Origin of the sequence: Pseudomonas japonica (genome assembly GCF_900188455.1) — a bacterium.
GTDB classification, from domain to species: domain Bacteria; phylum Pseudomonadota; class Gammaproteobacteria; order Pseudomonadales; family Pseudomonadaceae; genus Aquipseudomonas; species Aquipseudomonas japonica.
Map to the genome: position 1 here is coordinate 1 of NZ_FZOL01000044.1, position 19,639 is coordinate 19,639.

Below are 19,639 nucleotides of genomic sequence, written 5' to 3' on the forward strand. Positions count from 1 at the left end.
GCATTCGACCCTGGGCTATCTACCGCCCAACCGGTATGAGCGGCAGATAGCCTGAGCTCCCACATTGCGGTGTCCGGAAAAAGTTGACCAGCTCACACAGGCCATGGCGCGTTGCAACAAACTGTGGGAGCGAGCTTGCTCGCGAAGCGCCGTGCGGACGGCGCTCGATCTTCAGAGCGCTGCAAGGCTCAAGACAGGCGCCTCGCGGCCTTCATGCGCTCCCCCGACAAACCTCCGAAGATGTGTAGATACCCAAGCAGCGATGAGGTCATCAGCGACACCCCAAATGCCCAGCCAGATGTTGCATCCGCGCACTCAGCAGCTTCCCGCCCTGCATGTTCCACCGCACGCCGAGCCGGCGTAACCTCGGCCATTCCCAGCCCATTCAGGACGAATCCCCATGGCCGAGAAATCCCACCACTACGCCGTCACCGTCACCTGGACCGGCAACCAGGGCAGCGGCACCGCCTCCTACCGCGGTTACAGCCGCGACCACCTGATCCAGGCCGAAGGCAAGCCGGCGATCGAAGGCTCCTCCGATCCGGCCTTTCGCGGCGACCCGGCGCGCTGGAACCCGGAAGACCTGCTGCTCGCCTCGCTGTCGGCCTGCCACAAGCTCTGGTACCTCGGTCTGTGCGCCGAGGCAGGGGTCGTGGTGCTGAACTATGAGGACCACGCCGAAGGCGAAATGGTCGAGGAGCCCAACGGGACCGGCCAGTTCACCTCGGTGCTGCTGCGCCCGCGGGTGACCCTGGCGGCGGGCGCGGACCTGGAGAAGGCCCGCACCCTGCATCACCTGGCGCACCAGAAGTGCTTCATCGCACGGTCGGTGAACTTTCCGGTAGCGCATGAGCCGCGGCTGCTGCTGGCTGCGCAGGACTGACACGCCGGAGAATCAGGCCAGACTCGGCGCCACTGCAGCTCATGACCACCCGTGGACTGCTCAGACTCAAGAAGAGCAGATGAGCAATCGACAGCGGACGCGGGCGGATCAACAGCGCTCGATAATTCGCCACGCGCCCTTCTATCTCCGCAGCGAGGGCCTCGGCGAATTCGCCAGGCGCGGCGTCGCTCCTGATGCAGATGTGCTTCATCGTGCGCTTGGCGAAGACGGTGTAGCGGATCATCTGGACCAGCGCGGGCAGCGTGATCGCCAGCAGCACGGCGACACGCCCCCACTGCTCCGCCGACACCCGCGCCCACTCGTTGCCCTTGTCGCTCCAGAGCAAGGCAGCGACCAGCAATCCTTGAACCAGCGTGCAGATCCAGAGTGTGCGGATGCGCGCCATCCAGATCCGGAACCTCGCCACGTGCTTGCTCTTTTGCACGTCGTGCTCGGCAAATATCCAGCTTTTCAAGACGAAATCATGATCACAGGAGGTCTGACCGACGCGCTGAACCGTTGTTACCAGCCGTTCTGTGATTTCACGACGCTGCTTGTCGAATCGCCCCTTCACGTGGAAGCACAGGACAGCGCTCGACGGCACGGGATCGATCCGCGGCGCCGATTCAATGGTGATGCTCAGACCATGGCCCAAGGGCAGCCCCGGGCCTTTTCGCCCCAGTACCAGATAGTAGAAAACCGGGCTGGCCAGCAGGGCGAGAAGCATCAGGCAAGCCTCCGGCACCTTGTTGATCTCCAGCGAAACACCAGCCACCTTGACGGTCGCCACCGCCACGAGCGTGCTGCCGACCGCCAGGATGCAGGCGAACAGTCGGCCCAGCAGTGCACAGGTGAACTTGCGCAACCCTCTCTGGAGAAGAACGCGATAGTAGCGATTGGTGAAGCGACGCCACAGGTGAACGAGCGTGGCAGCAGCGCCCAGCAATGCCCCCCAACCCAGCAGCGGACGCAGGCTGCGCCAGATTGTCGGGTTGCCGTACTGCTCATACGACACCATGGCCAGGAGGACACTGAGCAAGGCACCCACAAGCGTCAAGGTGCCGGCTATCAGCATGCATACGACGACCGGGTGGCTCACGATACCGGTCAGTTTCAACAAGCCCGGGGTGGGTTGAATGGCGAATTCCGGGTCGACCGCAGGCACGAACACATACAGAACGCTCCAGGCCCAGCCAAGGATTCCGGCAGCGATGAACACCCAGAACAACGGCTGCCAGATCGGCAACGCACAAACGCTTTCAAGCATGAACAGTCCAAATGCAGATAAGAGGTCCACTCCTTATCGACCCGTGAGGCAGCAGCGTTAACGATATTTCTATCTGCCGTTGCCACGTATCGACTGCAGCAATCGTTGACAGCGTGGATCAGCCGACCCGGCGCAATATTGGCCGACCTCGGGCAATTCCCCCCGGCGTACCGCGAGCCAGGCAAGGGCGAAGCGCAGGTCGGCGTCGTCCGGCGCTTGCCGCAAGCCGTCCAGGAGCGTCGACTTCGCCTCGTCGAAGCGCCCCATGCGCTCCAACAGCAGGCCCAGGTTGTACGCAGCACGGGCGCCCCTGGCCTGGCGCAGCCAGGTGATCGCTTCGTCGTTGCGCCCCTGCTGGGCCAGGAGCAGGCCCAGCGCCCAGGCCAGTTGCGGCTCGTTCGCCTGCAGGCGCAGGCCTTCGCGCAGCAGCTGCGCACTTTCCTCGCCCTGCCCGCGCGCCAGCAACAGACGCGCCAGCGCGGTACGCGCGGGCACATAGCGCGCGTCCTGCTGCAACGCCTGTCGGTAGTGAACGATCGCCGCATCGACGCGCCCCTGACGCTCCAGCAACAGCGCCAGATTCAGCCGTGTCGCGGGCAGATCGGCAGTGGCCAGCAGGCGCTGCTCATGGTCCGCCAGTTGTACGCCCAGCCGCTCCTTGTCCGCGGTGTCCAGCCCGGCGCCCTGCGCATCGGCCAGGCCGCGGGCGGCCTGATCCCGCACGGCCAGGCTCGGGTCGCGCAACAGTGGCAGCAGGTATTGCAGACGCTGCCCTGGCGATTGCCCTTCGATGACGCGCGCCGCCTGCAGGCGCACCTGCGCGCTTTCATCGCGCAACGCCGCGAGCAGACTGCCTTGCAGCCCGGCGCCATAACCGCCACCCAGTTCGACGGCAGTCGCGCGGACGATGTCGGGCCGGGTGGTGTCTTCGATCAGTTGCGCCAGGTCCCGGATCACCGCGGGATCATGGCGTCGGGCCCGGGCGAAGGTTTCTCCGTAGTGGGTATCGCGCACCGACGGGCCATACCAGCCCTCGATGGCCTGCGCCGCCCAGTCCGCGCTCCTGTCCTTGTGGCAGGTGGTACAGGCGTCGGGAGCGCCGGTCTTGCCGTCCAGGTCGGGCCGGGGAATGCGCAGGGCGTGATCGCGCCGGGCATCCACGCCCATGTAGGTGCGCGGCGGCATATGGCAGTCGACGCACTGCGAACCGGGCGCGCCAGCCTGATGGAAATGGTGCCGCGGGCTGTCGTAGTCCTTCTTGCCCAGGCTGGGGAAGCGCGGATTACCCGCGGGGTTGTGGCAGGCCTTGCACAGGTCGTTGCCTTCGGCGCGCAGTTGCGTCGAGTGGGGCTCATGGCAATTGCTGCAGGTCACGCCCTTCTCGTACATCCTGCTCTGGGTGAAGGAGCCGTATTCGAAGACCTCGTCGAGCATCTGCCCGTCGGCGTGATACAGCCCCGGCGACAGCACCACCGGACGCATGGCGTCGAGCAGCGGTTGGCCCGGCTGGCTGCCAGCGCCAAGGGTTTCGCGGCGGCTGTGGCAGCGGGCGCATTGCTCGACCAGGTAGCCTTTGGCGGGATCGTGGAAATCGACCGCCAGGCCCTTGTTGCCGGCCTCTTTCGCCGTGCCGGCGGCCCAGTCGAGATGACGCTGGCCCGGGCCGTGGCAGCTCTGGCAGCCCACCGCCATTTCACTCCAGGTGGTCTGGAAGGTATCGCTGGCGGCGTCGTAGCCCTTGCGCAGGTTGCCGGAGTGGCAGTCGGCGCACATCGCGTTCCAGTTCTGGTAGCGCCCGGTCCAGTGCAGGGCGTCGTCGGGGCTGAAGCGCTGGCCAGGGTACAGGGAGAACCAGCGCTGGCCGCCGGCTTCGCGGGGACGGCTGTCCCAGGCCACGGTCAGGCTCTGCAGGCGGCCGCCGGGGCGTTCGATCAGGTATTGCTGGAGCGGGTCGAAGCCGAAGGTGTAGGCGATGGGGAAATCGGCGCGCTGGCCGTCCTCGCCTTCGGTGTTGACCACGTAGTGCTCGCCCTGGCGCAGGAAACGCATGCGCACGCCGCTGGGGTCGGCGAACTCGACGTTGTCGAAATTGCCCAGGACATTGCCCTGGCGGGCTTCGCGCAGGGACCAGCTGTGGTGGGAAGTGGCCCAGGCGGCGGCCTCCCGGGTGTGGCAGGCCGTGCAGCGGTCCTGGGAAACATAATCGCCGTCATCGCGAAATCCCGGAGGACGAGGCTCGGCTTCGGCCAGGGTCACCAGAAGCAAAAGTATCGGGATGAGATATTTCATGGGCATCTGCATGCTGGCGTGCCTGCGAAAAGGGCCCGTAGGAGCTGGCTTGCCTGCGAAAGGACCGCGCAGCGGTCCCCGGTGACACTGCAATCGGGACCGCGTTGCGGTCCTTTCGCAGGCAAGCCAGCTCCTACAGTCCTTTCGCAGGCAAGCCAGCTCCTACAGCGTGGTGTGTCGGGCTCAGTAACCACTCACCTGGTCCGGCAGGATCACCTGGTTGGTCCGGGCATAGTCGTCCCAGGCCTGCTTCAGTTCCGCGACCTTCTGTGGCTGCTGCGCACTCAGGTCATGCCGCTCGGCCAGGTCGTGGCCCAGGTCGAACAACTGCCACTCGCCATTGCCCCACGGTTTGGGCATATGCACCAGCTTCCAGTCACCCTTGCGCACGAAGCGCTTGCCGAACAGCTCGCCGCCGGTGGTGCGCTCCGCGGCCCTGGCCCCCTTGAGCAAGGGCAGGAACGAGGTGCCGGTCATCGCTACCACCTCGCGGCCCTTGTACTGCTCACCCGGATGCTTGACCCCCGCCAGCTCCAGCAGGGTCGGGGCGAAGTCCTTGACGCTGACCAGCTGATCGAGCTGCTTGCCATGGGCATCGACCCCCGGAATGCGCACGATCCCCGCCGTGCGCGTGCCGCCCTCGGTGGGGAAGCCCTTGAACAGGCTCAGGGTCGGCGCCGCCACCCGCGACCAGTTCGGCCCGAGGAAGGTGTAGGAACCCGGCTTGCCCATGTGCTCGTAGCTGAAATCGTTGGTCTCGTCGATCACCTTGCGGATCTTCGGGAACAGGTCCGCCGGCCAGGTTTCGTCGAGGTCGTGGCCTTCGGCACCGTTGTCGGAGATGAAGATGACGATGGTGTTGTCGTACAGGCCGTTCTTGCGCAGGTAGTCGAAGACCCGGCCGCTGTTGGCGTCCATCTGGTCGATCATCGCCGCGTAGATCTCCATGGCCCGCGCCTCGCGCTGGCGCTCCTGCGGGCTCAGGCTGTCCCAGGCCTTGCCTTTGGGCGAGCGCGCCGCCGCCTCGGCATCGGCCGGGATGATGCCCAGTTCCTTCTGTTTCTTCAGGCGCGCGTCGAGCAGCACGTCGTAGCCGGCGTCATAGCGCCCGCGGTATTTCTCGATAGCCGCGTCCGGCGCCTGCAGCGGCCAGTGCGGCGCGGTGAAGGCGAGCATGCCGAAGAACGGCCGACCGCTGTCCTTGTCGGCGGCGATGTAGTCGATCATGCGGTCGGCGTAGTACTGCGAGGAGTAGCCGAAGTCCGCCGGCAGCTTGTCCAGGCGCTTGCCGTCCTCGGCGTAGGGTGCCTTGGCATCCGGGGTCGGCGCGTAGGCCGGTTTCATGTCCGGGTAATGGCTGGCGCCACCGCTGAGCAGGCTGAAGGAATGCTCGAAGCCGCGCTGGTCCGGCCCGGTCTGCGCGCTGCTGCCCAGGTGCCACTTGCCCGCCAGGTAGGTGTCGTAGCCGGCATCGCGCAGCAGCGAGGCGATGGTCACGGCGCGGTCGTTGAGGTAGCCCTCGTAGCCCTTCTTGCCTTCCTGGTTCGGCGCGGTTTCCTCGGCCATGTTGCCCAGCCCGACCTGGTGCGGATCGGCGCCGGTGAGCAGTGCCGCGCGGGTCGGCGAACAGGCCGGCATGGCCTGGAAGTTGGTCAGTTGCACGCCGGAGGCGGCCAGGGAATCCAGGTTCGGCGTGTCGATCTCGCTGCCGAAGCTGCCCAGGTCGCCGTAGCCCATGTCGTCGGCCACCACCAGCAGGATGTTCGGCCTGGCCGGGTCCACGGAAGCCGCCTGGGCCGGGACCAGCCCCACGGCTGCGGCCAGGCCGACGGCGCTGGCGAGGGTCGCCGGCAGGAAGGGAATACGCATCAGGTATGTCCTTGTTGTAATTGGAATAAGAGTGGGAAGTCGCGCACCCGGGAAAAGTCATCAGAAGGTGAAGGAAACCACCATCTGGCTGTACAGGTTCAGGTCGTCGCTGCCCTGCTGCGAGCCGCCCTGCTCCGCGCTTTTCTCCGGTTTGTACAGGCCGATCAACGGGCTGATGGTGAACTGACCGACGGTCCAGTCCAGGTACAGGTTCAGCTCCTTCGCGGCCAGGTCGCCCTGGCTGCGGTCGAGGCTGGAGAAGTCGAAATACAGCACGCCCATGGCCACGTCCGGGTGCGGGGTCAAGCCGAGGCTGAGCATGTGAATGGCCGCGTTGCGCTGGAACGGCCCGGCATAGTTGGCCGCCACCTCGCCCTGGAACCAGGTGCCGTAACCGCGGCTGAAGCCGCTGAACAACGGGTCGTAGTCCTCGGAATAGCGGCTGTAGCGATAGCCGAGGCGCGGTTGCCAGGCGACATCCGAGAAGGTCCAGCCGGCTTCGGCGTACCAGGCATGCTCGTCGCCCAGGCGCTTGTCTTCGTGGGCGTATTCGAAGGACAGGAACAGGTCCTTGACCCCGGCGTTGCCCTGGGCCCGCAGACTGGTGATCTTCAGGCCGTCGCGCTGGGCGCTGAAGGGGTTGGCGAGTTTTTCGTCGACCCCCAGGCCCTTGACGTAGGTGAGGCCGACGGTGCCCTGCGGGGCGACATGCTCCAGCACGCCGATGCCCAGTTCCGGCTTGGCCTTCAGTTCGTTGTCCGACTTCACCCAGATCAGCTCGCCGCGCCAGCCCTGCTGACCGCCGAGCTTGAGCCAGGCGGTGCGGTCGAAGGCGTTGCGCGCGGTGAGGTAATAGGCGCCGCCGCGATCGACGCTGCCGTCGGCGATATTGTTGCCGACGCTGAGGCCGTCGCCGTTGATGATGAAACCGTCACCCACCTTGACCTTCTGGCTGCCGGCGGAGAAATCCACGCCGTCCTTGCCCAGCGCCGGGAACAGGTCGCCGGAGCGCCAGCCGGCGTAGGCGCGGTCCACCGCGGTGCGGCGCTCGCTGCCATCGGTGTAGCCGGCGGCATCGCCGTCGCCCCAGGTGCCGTTGCTGACCAGGTTGAACTCGCCGTACAGCGAGGCATTGCCGGCGGCCGGGAAGCGTGTGTTGCCGCTCAGGCCGTAGCGCAGGAAGGCTTCCTGCCAGGCCACCGAGCCGGGCGCGATGGGCCCGCCCTGGTTGTAGCTTTCGTCGCTGTGGAAGAAACCGAGGGCGCCCTGGACGTTCAGTTTCAGCGTGGTGTCCGCGGTGGAGTACAGCTCGTGGGCCGACGCGCCGGAAGAAACGGCGCCGAGGGCCGCGGCCAGTAATGAGCCGTGGCGAAACCTTTTCACATCAATCCCCTTTGTTCTTGTCGTAAGGATCTGATCCATCTGGATCGAGGGGGATTAACTCATTTGAATGGTCAGGTTTTCTTGTCTCTCAGTGCCGGGGAGTTGCAGGTCCCTGCCAGCGCGCGTCGTCAGATGGCCTCGCCCCAGGCCCGCTCGAGCAGGAACAGGAACATCTCCTCGGCACTGGCGAACTGCTCCCACACCGGCAGGCCGACCATCTCGATCGCCTGGTACTCCTGGGAACGGGTGTCGTACACGTAGAGTTCTTCGTCCAGTTGCGCCAGATAGATCAGATCCTCGTCGAAGCTGTCGCGCAGGTCGCGGTTGGCTTCGAACAGGTTCTGACGAAACGGCAAGCCACGGTGATTCACGGGCCAGAGGGTCAGGCCGTTGTGGTCGACGCCATCGGCCACCCGCAGCACCCGCAGGCAGGCTTGCGGGAGTTCGCTGCCGAACTCCCGGCGAAACTGCTGCGCTGCCCGCTCCAGCAGTGCCGGGGCACAGCCTTGCGGTCGCTGGTTGGCGGGCAGGTAGTCGGTCATCAGGCGGACATAGCGCTCGATGCGGTCGTCGCTCACAGGGTTATCGCTCATTGGTAGATCTCGTAAAGGTCAAGGCTCGGGACGCGCTCGGCCACCCATTGCCGGGACGGGTCCGGGTAGATCACCGCACCCTGCGGCGGAATCGGCATGGCCACGCTTACCGTCTGACCATGGCTGGTCTTGTGGATCAGGTTCTCGCCAGGGTTGTAGCGACCATGCACCGCGCGATGCTCCACATCGTTGCGCATGAGGATCAGGTTCTGCGCATCGTTGGTGCCACCGTCGTCCAGCGGCAAGCGATGGTGCAACTGGTAACCGCTCGGCGGCTTGCCATCCTTTGCCATGGCATCGACCTGGGCGGCAGTGAGACCGGCGGCCAGCAGGTCCTGGCGGCGATTGACCGCGACATCGCGGATCCACACCGGTTTGATCTTGTTGAAATCCTTGCGCTCGCGCCGGTACAGGGCCCGGTTGGCCTTGCGCGTATAGGTGACCTCGGCAATGGTGAAGCCATTGAGCATGCGCACCCCGGAGCAGTGGTAGACGATGGCGGCATCAGGCTTGCCGCTGGCCTGACGATCCTTGAACCAGCTCAGCAGCTTGCGGTTGGCCTGGGGCAGCACGCCGGGGTTGGCCGGCTTCTTCAGATAGGCGCGGAGAAACTGGACGATGTTGACCCTGGCCTTCTGCTGGCGGATCAGGTCGAGTGCGGCGTCGTAGCCGTTGGCCAGGAACGCGGCCAGTTCGGCGGGAGTACGGGGGTAGGAAATCATGCCGGCAGCTCCTCGTCATGCAGCGGTGGCAGGGCCAGCGCCCGCACGACGCTCGCGACCAGTTCGGCCAGCGTCTGCCGATCGCCTGCCGACGGCGCCGGACAGCCACTCACCTCCTCCTCGAGCAGCGCCCGCTCCTGCGGAGCCAGGTCGATCCACCAGCGCAGCAACAGGTCACGCGCCGCCGTTTCGAGCCAGGCTCGCAGTGAACCGCCAAGGCTCAGCAGGTGCAGGCGCCTGGCCGCACGCTGGCGATTGTTCAAGGCCTTCCAGCCCGGCATGTCGGCATCGGCCAGCAGCCGATCGAGCTGTTCGCGGGCGCTCAACAGCGCCTCTGGCTCCTTGCACAACAGTTGCGGCGCCAGGCCCGCGGGCAGCGTCTGCGCGTCCCAGCTGTCGGCCGCCGGCAGGCTGCTGGCGGCGCGGGCCATGGCGGCGTCCAGGCTCTCGCCGTCGATCTGCAGATCATCCAGCCACGCTGCCAGCGCCGTTGCATCGATACCCAGGGCGCGCTGGGCAAAGCGCAGCAGGGTCGCCCCGGCCAGGCTCGGGTCGTCTTCGATCGCCGACAGCGCCAGCCCCAGGTCGCGACTGAACTCGGCATCGACCCGCTGCGCGCCGGATTCCCGTGCCGCGAGTTCATCGATCCGCGCCAGCAACTGCGCGCCGCCTTGCGCGACCTGCAACGCCTCGCCCGCGCTCAGCAGGTCGTTGTTCAAGGTCCGCTCGATCCCGTCGGCATAGGTCGAGGGGCGTCCGACATCGCCGCTCGCCATATCGCGCAGCAAGCGATCGAAGCCATACCCCGGCTCATCGACGACAGTCGACACCCGCCACGTCGCCGGCGCCGGCAACAGCGGGCGCAGTGCCATGCAGGCGGCATCGTCGTGGCAACGCCAGCCTTCGCCATCGAGCAGGCCCGGGCCCAGCGCCTCGATGGCGTCACGCAACGCATCCGGCAACGGATTGCCGCGCAGGCCCTCCTGGCGGGCCATGGGCAGGACTTCTTCCGGCAGCAAGCGGGCCCAGCTGGCATCGTCTTCTGCGCTGCACAGCGGATCCAGGCCGTGGATGCGCAGGCGCACATCGGCAGCACCAGGGGTAGCCGAAGGCCCTGCCACCAGGTCGATCACCGTGCTGACCAGCACCGGCCCCTCGACCTGCGTGGCCAGGGCACCGCGCCAGATCAGCGAATACAGGGCCAGAGGGTCGCCGGACAAGTGCTCGGCGGCACGTTGCGGGGTCATCGCGTAGTCCAGCGGTTCGATCATCGGATGCGCGGATTCATTCATCCCGGTCATGTTCAGGCGTCTCCCTGCCCGGGCTCGTCGCCCGTGGTCACTTTGCTTTCATACAGGTGCTGCAGTCCGTCCATGGCCAATGCAGGCTCCAGCTTCTGCGCACGCCAGGCCAGTTCCAGCACCCGCGCCGTGTTCAGCACCGGATAGGCCGGCAGTTGGCGTATCTCGCGGCGGATGCTCAGGGAACGGATATGCGCGTCCTTCAGGCGCTCCTGACAGGTGCTGGCGTAGCTGCGGGCTTTGTCCGCGGACACCGCGGGAATCTCTTCGCGCGCCGGATCGTCGCCCTTGGGCAGCAAACCGCCTTCGAGACGCTGCCCCTCGTCCACCACGATCTCCACCCGCACCCGCTGCGCAAGAGAGTCCGCGGCACGCTGGCGAACCAGGTCGAGAATCCCCAGTTGCAAGCGTCCCACACCCTTGGCGTAGCCCGCCTCGCCGCGCTCGACAGCCAGGCGCCCGGGGTACTCGATGGCGATCAGTTCGTCGAGCAGCGCACGGGTCAACGCACTCTTCACCAACCCTGCATCCAGGCCATCTCCGGCCTCATCCCGCGCCCGCCTGATTTCCGCTTCGTCGAGGGCATGAAAGCGCATGCGCCGGATCGCCGGCGAACCCTGCAGCGACGCACTGGCGACTTTCTCCTTGAGCAGGCGCAGCAGTTGCCAGGCGATCTGCTCACCCTCGGCGTCCGGGTCGGTGCCCAGGTACAGGCTCTGCAGCCCGGGCCACAGCTGCGCAACGCGGGCCAGGGTCTTCTCCGCCACCGGCGTCGGTTCCTGCCATTGCGGCTCCCGCGCCTCGGCGATCGACCAACTGGAAGCAGCGGCGAGCGAGGTGATGTTGCCCTGTGTCGCGGCCACCACCCATTCGATGGAGCGCCCCAGGGCACGGTGGATGACCTCGCACTTGTTCGGCGACTCCACCAGCACCAGATGCCGTGCGTTCAGGCGCGAGCCGTGCTGGACGCTGGCCTGCCACAGGTAGTCGCTGGCCTTCACCGGTGCCTTCAGGTGACGCGCATGGTGTTCCGCCGCCTGGCTCATGGCCGTGATGAACAGATCCCTGGCCCGGGAAATGGCGACGTTGATCAGGTTGCTGCCGCGGTCGTAGAACTGCGCCTCGGCCGGCTGGCTGGATTCGACCATGGAAAACAGCACCACCGGTTTTTCCGCGCCCTGCAGTGAATGCACGGTATCGATGGTCATGTCGTGCCACGGCTGCGTCGTGTCCTTGGGATCGAAATGCGCTGCGCCGAAAGCCAGCGCGATGGCGTGCTGCACTTCCTTGATCTGGCCGGTGAACGGCGTGACCACGGCGACCACGTCCCTCAGGCGCAGGCCCTTTTCACCGTGCGGGTCGTAGTGGCGCAGCAGGCCCTGGGCGTTTTCCTTGATCCAGGCCGCGATCAACTGCGCCTCCTGGCGGTTGCGCCGCGAACCGCCGGGGTTGCGGCTGTCCACAACCTCCTCGACCACCAGGTAACCAAGACGCCGCAACTCCGGGCGGAACAGGCTTTCCGGCGCTGGCTCCTTGCGCGCGGGTACCAGCGCGCCGTGGTAGACCAGACTGTTGCAGACCTCGATGATCGGTTTCAGGCAGCGATAGTGGTTGGTCAGGGTCAGGCCGGACACCTCGAAACGCGGGTCGCGCCAGGATGACGCGCGCTGTGCCATGCGCATCACGCTGCCGTTGGACATCAGGTTGCCCGACTCGCCGAGGCGCTGCAGGGCGCCCTGCCCGGCGCTGTCGGACGCCGGGAGCTCGGCGTCGAGGCGGTAATGGCTGGCGTGCACGCCGTCGGCCCCGGCACTGATCGACCATACCGGTTCCAATTGCTCGACGTCGCCAACGACGATCGCGCGGCGAGCGAACAGAAACGGCGCGGCACCGATTTCCGGACTGCCTTGTCCGGCTTCATCGACAATCAGCAGGTCGGCCTCGCCGAACAGGTAGCCGCTGCTGCCCGCTGCGCCCGCAGACACCCGGCTACGCATCAACTTGGGCACGGAAAAGGCGGTGACCACGAACACCGGGGCGAGCATGGCCAAGGTCCGCAACTGTTGCGCGCTGGACGGCCGCCAGGCGGCATCGTCCCGTGCCTGGCGTTGTTCGTCGCGACGCTGGAGCAGGTAACGACCCTCCCAGTAGCGCGCCGCCAGATGGAACAGCTGCGAACGGACCTCGGTGTCGAGCAGGTCCTGGATGCGCTTGAGCAACGCGCGCTGGCAAGCCTGCTGCCCCGACGCGTCTTCCGCGGCCTGCAGGCTGGCCTTGAGGGGGCTGTCGTCAAGGTTGCTGCCGACGCTGGCGACAATCTTCACCGGCGCGATGGCAAGCGCGAGCAGACTCGAATGCAGCCCCTCGTGCGCCTGCACGGCGGCCTCGCGCCGTTCCAGCCAGGCCGTCCGACGCTGCTCCAGCGCGCTGTGCTCGCGCTGAATCTGCCCCCGCAGGGCTTCGAGCGGCGCCTGCTCGCGCAACTGCGCCTGCAGGAGACTCTGCACCCGCACGCTGCAGGCATCCAGCAGCGCTGGTTCTGGCAGGACGTCGGGAGCGCCTGCGAGCAGGTCCGCGCAACTGTCCGCCAGCAGCAATGGCAGTTCCAGCGCGATGACTCGCGTCGCCAGCGCTTGCAGGCTCGCTGTTTCGCCGCCCAGACGGGCGACGACATGTAACTGGCACTGCTGCAGGCCTGCGTCGTCGGCGACCGCGATGCCCCAGCTTCGCAACGACTGGCGCAGCTCCTGCAGTTCCTTGTTCTCGCTGTCCAGGCCAAGGCTGCGCAATACCCGCCGCGCGAACGCCTCCGGCGGACGTTGCAGCCACTGGCCGATGCGCACATTGGCCTGCTGCAAGGCCACGACCCGCTGGCGCGCCTGCTCGAACAGCACGACCGCCTCCAGCAGTTGCGGCTGGCGCGGCGCGTCGGTTTCGACGACCCGCGCCAGATCGTCGCGCTGGCGGCTGATGCTGGCCAGGCGCGCGGCCTGCTGGCGCAGGCTGTCGATGCTGTGCAGCAGCCGTTGCCAGGCCAGCTCGGTACTGCTCAGGCGGGTGTCGAGGCTGTGCAGTTGGCGCTCCTGCCCATCGTCCCAGGCCGGTTCGGCATACAACGGTGGCACGTTCTGCAGCCAGGCCCGGGCGGCCTTCTCGACCTCACCCATCGCGACGATCCGCTTCAGCACCGAGCGGCGCAGTAGCTCGATGGCCTTGTCGACAGCATGGGCTTTGCCCAGGTACTCGCTGGCGCAGCGCAACCAGGCGTCTTCCAGCAGATCGAGGTCGAAACCCTGCAGGCCCGCACTGCGTCCATGGAAGGACCAGGCATCGTTGGGGCGCGTGCGGTGAATGACCTGGTAGTTGTCGAGGCTCGGCTTGCCGGCTTTTTCGTCGTCGCCCTCTTTCTTCAGGCTGGCGGGCGCATACCAGCCATAGGAGCTCAGCGCTGGCAGCCAGCGGCTCTCCACGGACACCTGGCTGCCGGGCAGGCGCTGGCCCTCGGCGTCGAACAGGGCGATGCCCGGGGTCTCGTCGAAGCTGGAAATGACATTGGTGACCGCCTGGTTGGTCGCCGCGCAGGCGATGATGACCGGGCACTGCGGGGCGGTGCCGCGGGGGGCCATGAGCAGCGGCTGCACCCAGGCACTGGCGATGACGCCTCGCAGCAGACTGGTCTTGCCGGTACCGGGCGGCCCATTGACAGCCAGGACCTCGCCATTCCCGGTCTCCGCCAGTCCCAGCAGCGCATCGCGCTGCGCCGGGTCCAGCGGGTAGGCGCTGCGCTGGCCGGGCCGCTGCTCGTCGCGCGAATCCATGTGGCCGAAGTAGGCGATGATCCGCCGCGTATCCGCGGCGACCTCGTCGATCACGAAACTGCGCTGGCGACCAGGCGCCAGCGTAGCGATGCTGTCGAACAGGGCACGGCGCGGCGCGGGCAGGTCATTGCCGGCATCGAGGAAATGCCGGTAGGCATTGCACACCGCGGCACTGGCACCGGAAACCGCGCTGCCATCGACCAGGGTAAAGACGGCCTGCCACCTGGCCACTTGCCAGACATAATCCGGATTGTCGCCCTCCTGGCCCTCCCGCCCGGCCCGGCGCCGCGCTTGCCCGGCCAGCGTACGGAAGTGCGCCAGCCAACCCGCCAGGCCCGCTCCGCCCTTGCTTGGCCAGCGCTCCACCAGCGTATCGAAGGCATGGTCCCAGAGCCTCAGCGCGCCCTGCAGATCGACCGACTCGGGCGCCTCGGCAAGGTGCCGGCGCACCATGGCATCGAAGCCCTCGACATCCTCCAGCAGCAGGCCCGGAATACGTGCCGCAGGCCCCAGTTGTTCACGATTGAACGCCGGTGCGCCCCTGGCCGCCAGTTCCCAGCGATGGCCCGGCCCGTTCTTGTCGGCCTGTTCCAGGGCGGCAAGGGGCAAGGTGGCGATGACCACCGGGTCCTTGCCGTCCTGGACGAGCTTGAGCACCAGGGTACGCACCGGCGGGTTGCGGTCATCGAGTTTGAGGCGCGACACCGGCATATGCCGCAGGGCCTCCAGCAAGGCCCCGAGGCTGTTGAAGTCAGGCTGCTTGCCCAGACAGTTTTCCAGTTTGCCGAGGGCATCGAACGCGGTGCTCTGCAGGCCCTCGATCCAGTAGGCAAGAAACTTTTCCTGGACGCTGTCCAGGCTGTCGGGGTGGATACGGGCGAAGCCGATCCGGTTCCTGGTCTGCTCGCGCAGATGCCGCAAGCGCGCCTCGGGATCGTCAAGGGCAAGGGTTTGCGCGAGCAGTCCGGGCGGCACCTGGGGCATGTCGTCGATCAGGGCGGCGAGCAACGTCGGGGAGTGCTCTTCGACACAGCGTCGGCGCAGCTCCCGGGCGAAGACGATCGAGCCTTGTGCCTTGCGCCGGTCCTCGCTGCCGACGAGCCCCGGCAGATGGTCGCAGAGCGCGTCGAGCTCCTTCTTCAGCGCACGCCACTCCTTCTCCGTGACGCCTTTCCACTCGTCGATGAAGGTGCTGCAGGCGGTGTGGGTTGCCTGTGCCTCAGCACTCAGTTGCAGATCGTGCTTCTTCGCCAGCTGACTCGCATATTTCAACGAGTTTTCCGCTGGCGCCTTGCTTTTGCTGTTCGACATTCCTGTTCCCGGGCAAAACCTCTCCTGCACCAGCCGGGAGACCTGGAGTCCGCGCGGCAGCTGGCGCCCCGCTCAACGACGCGGGGCGCGAATGATATCACCTAGCCATTCCAGCGTATCGCCAAGGTGCGGACCAGGATCCGAAGACGCGCCTGCGACACTGCGCCGCACCCTCCGGCAGCTGTCGGCGGCCCCCACAAACCCAGTAGAATTCGCCGCCCTTTTTCGCCTCATCGCATCGAGCAGCGACAACCCCAACAAAATGAGCAGCCCCGGTCCGCAACGGTCCGGCTGACATGCGCGCGCGTCCCGAGGGTGTCTGTCCGCTATTCAATCGACTTTTGAGGTACGTATGTCTCCGCGTTTGCTGGCGATGGCGCTGGCACCCCTGCTCGGCCTGTTCATCATGGCCCTGGGCAATGGCTTCCTGTCTTCCCTGACCACCCTGCGCCTGGATGAAGCCGGCGAGTCGGCCACCATGATCGGCTTCGTCTCTTCGGCCTATTTCATCGGCCTGACCCTCGGCGCGATCTTCAATGACCGCCTGATCCTGCGCATCGGCCATATCCGCGCCTACAGCAGCTTCGCCTCGCTGATCGCGGTGACCATCCTCGCCCAGGGCCTGTTCGTCGACACCTGGGGCTGGATGGTGCTGCGCCTGATCAACGGCTGGGCCACCGTGGGGGTGTTCCTGGTGATCGAGAGCTGGCTGCTGATGGCCGGCGACACCAAGGCCCGCGGCCGCCTGCTGGCGCTGTACATGATTTCCTTCTACGGCGCCGGCGTGCTCAGCCAGGCGGCCCTCGGCGAAATCGCCGGCTGGGGCGGCACCGCGCCGTTCATGGTCGCCGGCATGCTGGCGGCGCTGTCGGTGCTGCCGATCGTCATCCTGCCGCGGGTCTCGCCGCTGCTCGAACACGTCGAGCCGCTGCGGCCACGGCAGTTGCTCAGCGTCACCCCGACCGGCCTGGTCGGCTGCTTCGGTTCCGGCGTGGCCATCGCCGCGGTGTACACCCTGCTGCCGCTGTACCTGCAACGGATCGGCCTGGATGTCGGCGAAGTGGGCCGCATGATGGCCTGGGTCATCCTCGGTGCCATGCTCCTGCAATACCCGGTGGGCCGCTGGTCGGACCGCAAGGACCGTCAGGACGTACTGATCGCCCTGGGCCTGCTCTGCGTGGTGCTGTCGGTGATCATCCTGTTGCTGCCGCCAAGCTCGGTGCTGCTGCCAGCGATGCTGTTCCTGCTGGGCGGTGGCGTGTTCGCCGTCTATCCGGTGTCGGTCAGCCACGCCGCCGACCGCGCGCCGGTGGAAGCGCTGGTGCCGATGATCCAGGGCATGCTGCTGATCAACTCGCTGGGCTCGGCGCTCAGCCCGCTGGCGATCTCGCCAGCGATGAACAGCTACGGCCAGGACGGTCTGTTCTGGGCGTTCGCCCTGATCAACCTGAGCATGGTCGGCTTCTTCCTGTGGCGTCGCGGCAAGCGTCCGGTGCCGGCCAATCCGGCGCCGTTCGTGCCTTCGGCGACCTTCTCGCCGACCGGCGCCGAACTGCGCGTGACCGACGACCTGCGGCATGCCGCCCAGGAGCATCCGCCGGTGGACATGGGCGAGCACGCGGTCAACCCGCCGACGCCTCGCGCTGGCGTCGACTGAGGCGTCTACACTGCGGTTCCCGGAGATCATTCGAAGGAGAACCGCCGTGCGCAACAGATTCCCTTCGCTGGCAGGCGCGGTCGCGCTGCTGGCCCTGACCGGCGCCGTGAAGGCGGCGCCGCTGTCGATCCACTCCACTTCGTTCAACGACGGTGGGCGCATTGCACTCTCGCAGATTGGCCCTGATGCCCATTGCGGCAAGGGCAAGCAAATGTCGCCACAGGTGAGCTGGTCGAACCTGCCGCAGGGCACCCGCTCGGTGGCCTTGCTGATGTTCGATCCGGACGGGGCCAAGGGCCTGGGCGTGTCGCACTGGGTGGCCTACAACATCGATCCGGCCAAGGGGCAACTGGTCGAGGGGGCCAGCGAGGGCTTCACCCTTGGCAGGAACGTGCGCGGCGATGCCGCCTACCGCGGTCCCTGCCCGCCCGCCGGGGACAATCCCCATCACTATGCGCTGACGCTGATCGCCACGGATCTGGCGCCCGGCAGCCTGCCCGAGGGGCTGGACCGGGAGGGCTTGCTGAAGGCGTTGCAGGGGCATGCATTGGGAGGGATGAGCCTCATTGGCTTGTACGGACACTGAAGACACACTGCGATCCCTGTGGGAGCTGGCTTGCCAGCGATTGGCCAGATCTGACAACCCCGTTGTTTCGGCCGGCCTCATCGCTGGCAAGTCAGCTCCCACAGGGTCTGCGGCGCAGGTGTAACTATTCATTGCAATTCACCATCGCTATATACAATTCTGTACAGCGAACCACCCCACCTCGAGCCCCTCACAGAAGAGAGCCCCATGACCACCGCCGTGTACCCCAAGGAAGCCACCGGCGCGAACTACGCGCTGGACCTGATGAAATACGCCCAGGCCCGTACCTGGGAAGCCGTGGACGCCATCGCCGCGGTGATCCGTCCGGGCATGACCGAGAGCGAAGCGAACAGACTGGGCAAGCAGCTCCTCGCCGAACGGGGCATGGAACGCATCTGGCACCCGCTGCTGGTGCGATTCGGCGCCAATACCCTGAAAGGCTTCAACCAGCGCTCCGACGGCGACCCGCTACTGGGTGAGAACGATATCTTCTTCATCGACGTGGGCATCGTCTGGAAAGGCCATGAAGGCGACGCCGGGGCCACCTTCACGGTCGGCGACGACCCGCAGATGATCGCCTGCGCGGCGGCGGCGAAGACTCTGTACCAGCGTGTCGAGGCGCACTGGCGGGCCAGCGGCTGCAGCGGTGTCGAGCTGTACGACTACGCCAATCACCAGGCCGAAGCGATGGGCTGGACACTCAACCTCGACATCAAGGGCCACCGCGTCAGCGACTTCCCCCATGCCATCTACCGCGCTGGCGATCTCGGCGATTTCGCCGGGCAACCCAATGAAGGCCTGTGGATCCTGGAAATCCAGATTGCCCATCCGAGCAAACCGTACGGGGCATTCTACGAAGACCTGCTGGCCTGAAGGCCGGCGGGCGCGGAGGACATCATGGCCAACGAAGACGCGCGCATTCTTGCCAGCTGGCAGACCAATGCCGATCCCTGGATCAGCGCCGTGCGCGAAGCGCAGATCGAAAGCCGGCGCCTGGTCACCGACCGCGCCTTGCTCGCCGCCATCGATGCGCAACGGCCGCGCACGGTACTCGACCTGGGCTGTGGTGAGGGCTGGCTGTGTCGCGCCCTGCTCGCCTGGGGCATCCGCACCTGGGGCGTGGACGCCACCGCCAGCCTGGTGGACGCCGCACGGGCCGCCGACCCGGCGGGTGACTACGACTGCCTGGACTATGCCGCGTTCAGCCTGCGGCCGCCGGCGCGCAAGGTGGACCTTGTGGCGTGCAACTTTTCCCTGTTCGGCGCCGAAGAACTGAATCACCTGCTTGCCAGCCTGCCGCAGGTGCTGAACCCCGGCGGCCATCTGCTGATACAGACCCTGCATCCTCATGTCGCCTGTGGCGATGGCCCCTATGCCGATGGCTGGCGCGAAGGTTCCTGGGCAGGTTTCGACGCGGCCTTCAGCGATCCGGCGCCCTGGTACTTCCGCACCCTGGAAAGCTGGGTGACGCTGCTCGGTGACAGCGGTTTTCGTCTGCAGGGCATCGGCGAGCCGCTGCATCCGATCACGGGCAGGCCGGCTTCGTTGTTGCTCGTGGCCGGCGTGGGGTGAGTGGGGTTGTCTGTGGTGGGTGTGGGTATCCGGGGGAACCGCATCAAGGCCGCTAGGTGCCTGTCTTGAGTCTTGCAGCGCCTATGAGATCGAGCGCCGCCCGCGCGGCGCTTCGCGAGCAAGCTCGCTCCCACAGTTTGTTGCAACGCACCATGGCCTGTGGGGTTTGGGTTGTCAGCCTTTGTTTTTTCGGCGATGTATTGCGGGGAGGCTGCTGGGTTCGACTCGATATCGAGTCGACCACACAAAGCGGTCAATGGCGGTCTATCAGACATAGGTTCGTTGCAACAAACTGATTGGGTCGAGGTGACGGGACCAGCCCGTCACCCCTCCCACACCACCGGACGTGCGGTTTTCCGCATCCGGCGGTTGAATCGCTCAGCGTTGC

At 66.5% G+C, this 19,639-nt stretch carries 13 protein-coding genes; 5 read left to right on the plus strand and 8 right to left on the minus strand.

The genetic code is table 11. The annotated features are described in order from the left end of the window. The first annotated feature begins 400 nt into the window (after positions 1–400). Positions 401–883 carry an OsmC family protein gene (locus tag CHB99_RS28875; RefSeq protein WP_042129945.1) on the plus strand — a complete coding sequence of 161 codons (483 nt, stop codon included), beginning with the start codon at positions 401–403 and terminating at the stop codon, positions 881–883. Here the strand turns inward: CHB99_RS28875 and CHB99_RS28880 are convergent. From CHB99_RS28880 to CHB99_RS28915, 8 genes are all read right to left on the minus strand, one after another. Beyond that, on the minus strand, positions 816–2,150 hold the full coding sequence (locus CHB99_RS28880; RefSeq protein WP_042129943.1) for a hypothetical protein: 1,335 nt from the start codon (positions 2,148–2,150) through the stop codon (positions 816–818). The two genes, CHB99_RS28875 and CHB99_RS28880, sit on opposite strands and share 68 nt — an antisense overlap. Before the next feature lie 69 nt (positions 2,151–2,219). Further along, a complete protein-coding gene (locus CHB99_RS28885; RefSeq protein WP_141137354.1) occupies positions 2,220–4,439 on the minus strand; it encodes a tetratricopeptide repeat protein in 2,220 nt (739 codons plus the stop codon). Positions 4,440–4,622: 183 nt separating this feature from the next. Beyond that, positions 4,623–6,308, minus strand: a complete 1,686-nt coding sequence (locus CHB99_RS28890) for an arylsulfatase (protein WP_042129941.1) — start codon at positions 6,306–6,308, stop codon at positions 4,623–4,625. A gap of 60 nt (positions 6,309–6,368) precedes the next feature. Beyond that, complete coding sequence (locus CHB99_RS28895; RefSeq protein WP_042129936.1) at positions 6,369–7,691, minus strand: alginate export family protein; 1,323 nt, start codon at positions 7,689–7,691, stop codon at positions 6,369–6,371. A gap of 128 nt (positions 7,692–7,819) precedes the next feature. Further along, the gene (locus tag CHB99_RS28900) at positions 7,820–8,284 is read right to left on the minus strand and encodes a hypothetical protein (RefSeq protein WP_141137355.1); all 465 of its coding nucleotides are present in this window, start codon (positions 8,282–8,284) and stop codon (positions 7,820–7,822) included. Continuing rightward, on the minus strand, positions 8,281–9,006 hold the full coding sequence (locus tag CHB99_RS28905) for an HNH endonuclease signature motif containing protein (RefSeq protein WP_052419557.1): 726 nt from the start codon (positions 9,004–9,006) through the stop codon (positions 8,281–8,283). The genes CHB99_RS28900 and CHB99_RS28905 overlap by 4 nt, the downstream gene beginning before the upstream one ends. Beyond that, complete coding sequence (locus CHB99_RS28910) at positions 9,003–10,307, minus strand: hypothetical protein (protein ID WP_042129932.1); 1,305 nt, start codon at positions 10,305–10,307, stop codon at positions 9,003–9,005. The genes CHB99_RS28905 and CHB99_RS28910 overlap by 4 nt, the downstream gene beginning before the upstream one ends. A gap of 2 nt (positions 10,308–10,309) precedes the next feature. Beyond that, positions 10,310–15,436 carry an AAA domain-containing protein gene (locus CHB99_RS28915; protein ID WP_042129930.1) on the minus strand — a complete coding sequence of 1,709 codons (5,127 nt, stop codon included), beginning with the start codon at positions 15,434–15,436 and terminating at the stop codon, positions 10,310–10,312. 352 nt (positions 15,437–15,788) lie between these two features. Here CHB99_RS28915 and CHB99_RS28920 point away from each other — a divergent pair, with 352 nt between their 5' ends. From CHB99_RS28920 to CHB99_RS28935, 4 genes are all read left to right on the plus strand, one after another. Next, positions 15,789–17,093 carry an MFS transporter gene (locus tag CHB99_RS28920; protein ID WP_042129928.1) on the plus strand — a complete coding sequence of 435 codons (1,305 nt, stop codon included), beginning with the start codon at positions 15,789–15,791 and terminating at the stop codon, positions 17,091–17,093. A 46-nt stretch (positions 17,094–17,139) separates the two neighbouring features. Beyond that, positions 17,140–17,679, plus strand: a complete 540-nt coding sequence (locus CHB99_RS28925) for a YbhB/YbcL family Raf kinase inhibitor-like protein (RefSeq protein WP_377698816.1) — start codon at positions 17,140–17,142, stop codon at positions 17,677–17,679. A gap of 207 nt (positions 17,680–17,886) precedes the next feature. Further along, positions 17,887–18,552 carry a M24 family metallopeptidase gene (locus CHB99_RS28930; protein ID WP_042129926.1) on the plus strand — a complete coding sequence of 222 codons (666 nt, stop codon included), beginning with the start codon at positions 17,887–17,889 and terminating at the stop codon, positions 18,550–18,552. Between the two features lie 24 nt (positions 18,553–18,576). Continuing rightward, positions 18,577–19,251 carry a class I SAM-dependent methyltransferase gene (locus CHB99_RS28935; protein WP_042129924.1) on the plus strand — a complete coding sequence of 225 codons (675 nt, stop codon included), beginning with the start codon at positions 18,577–18,579 and terminating at the stop codon, positions 19,249–19,251. Positions 19,252–19,639 lie beyond the last annotated feature (388 nt).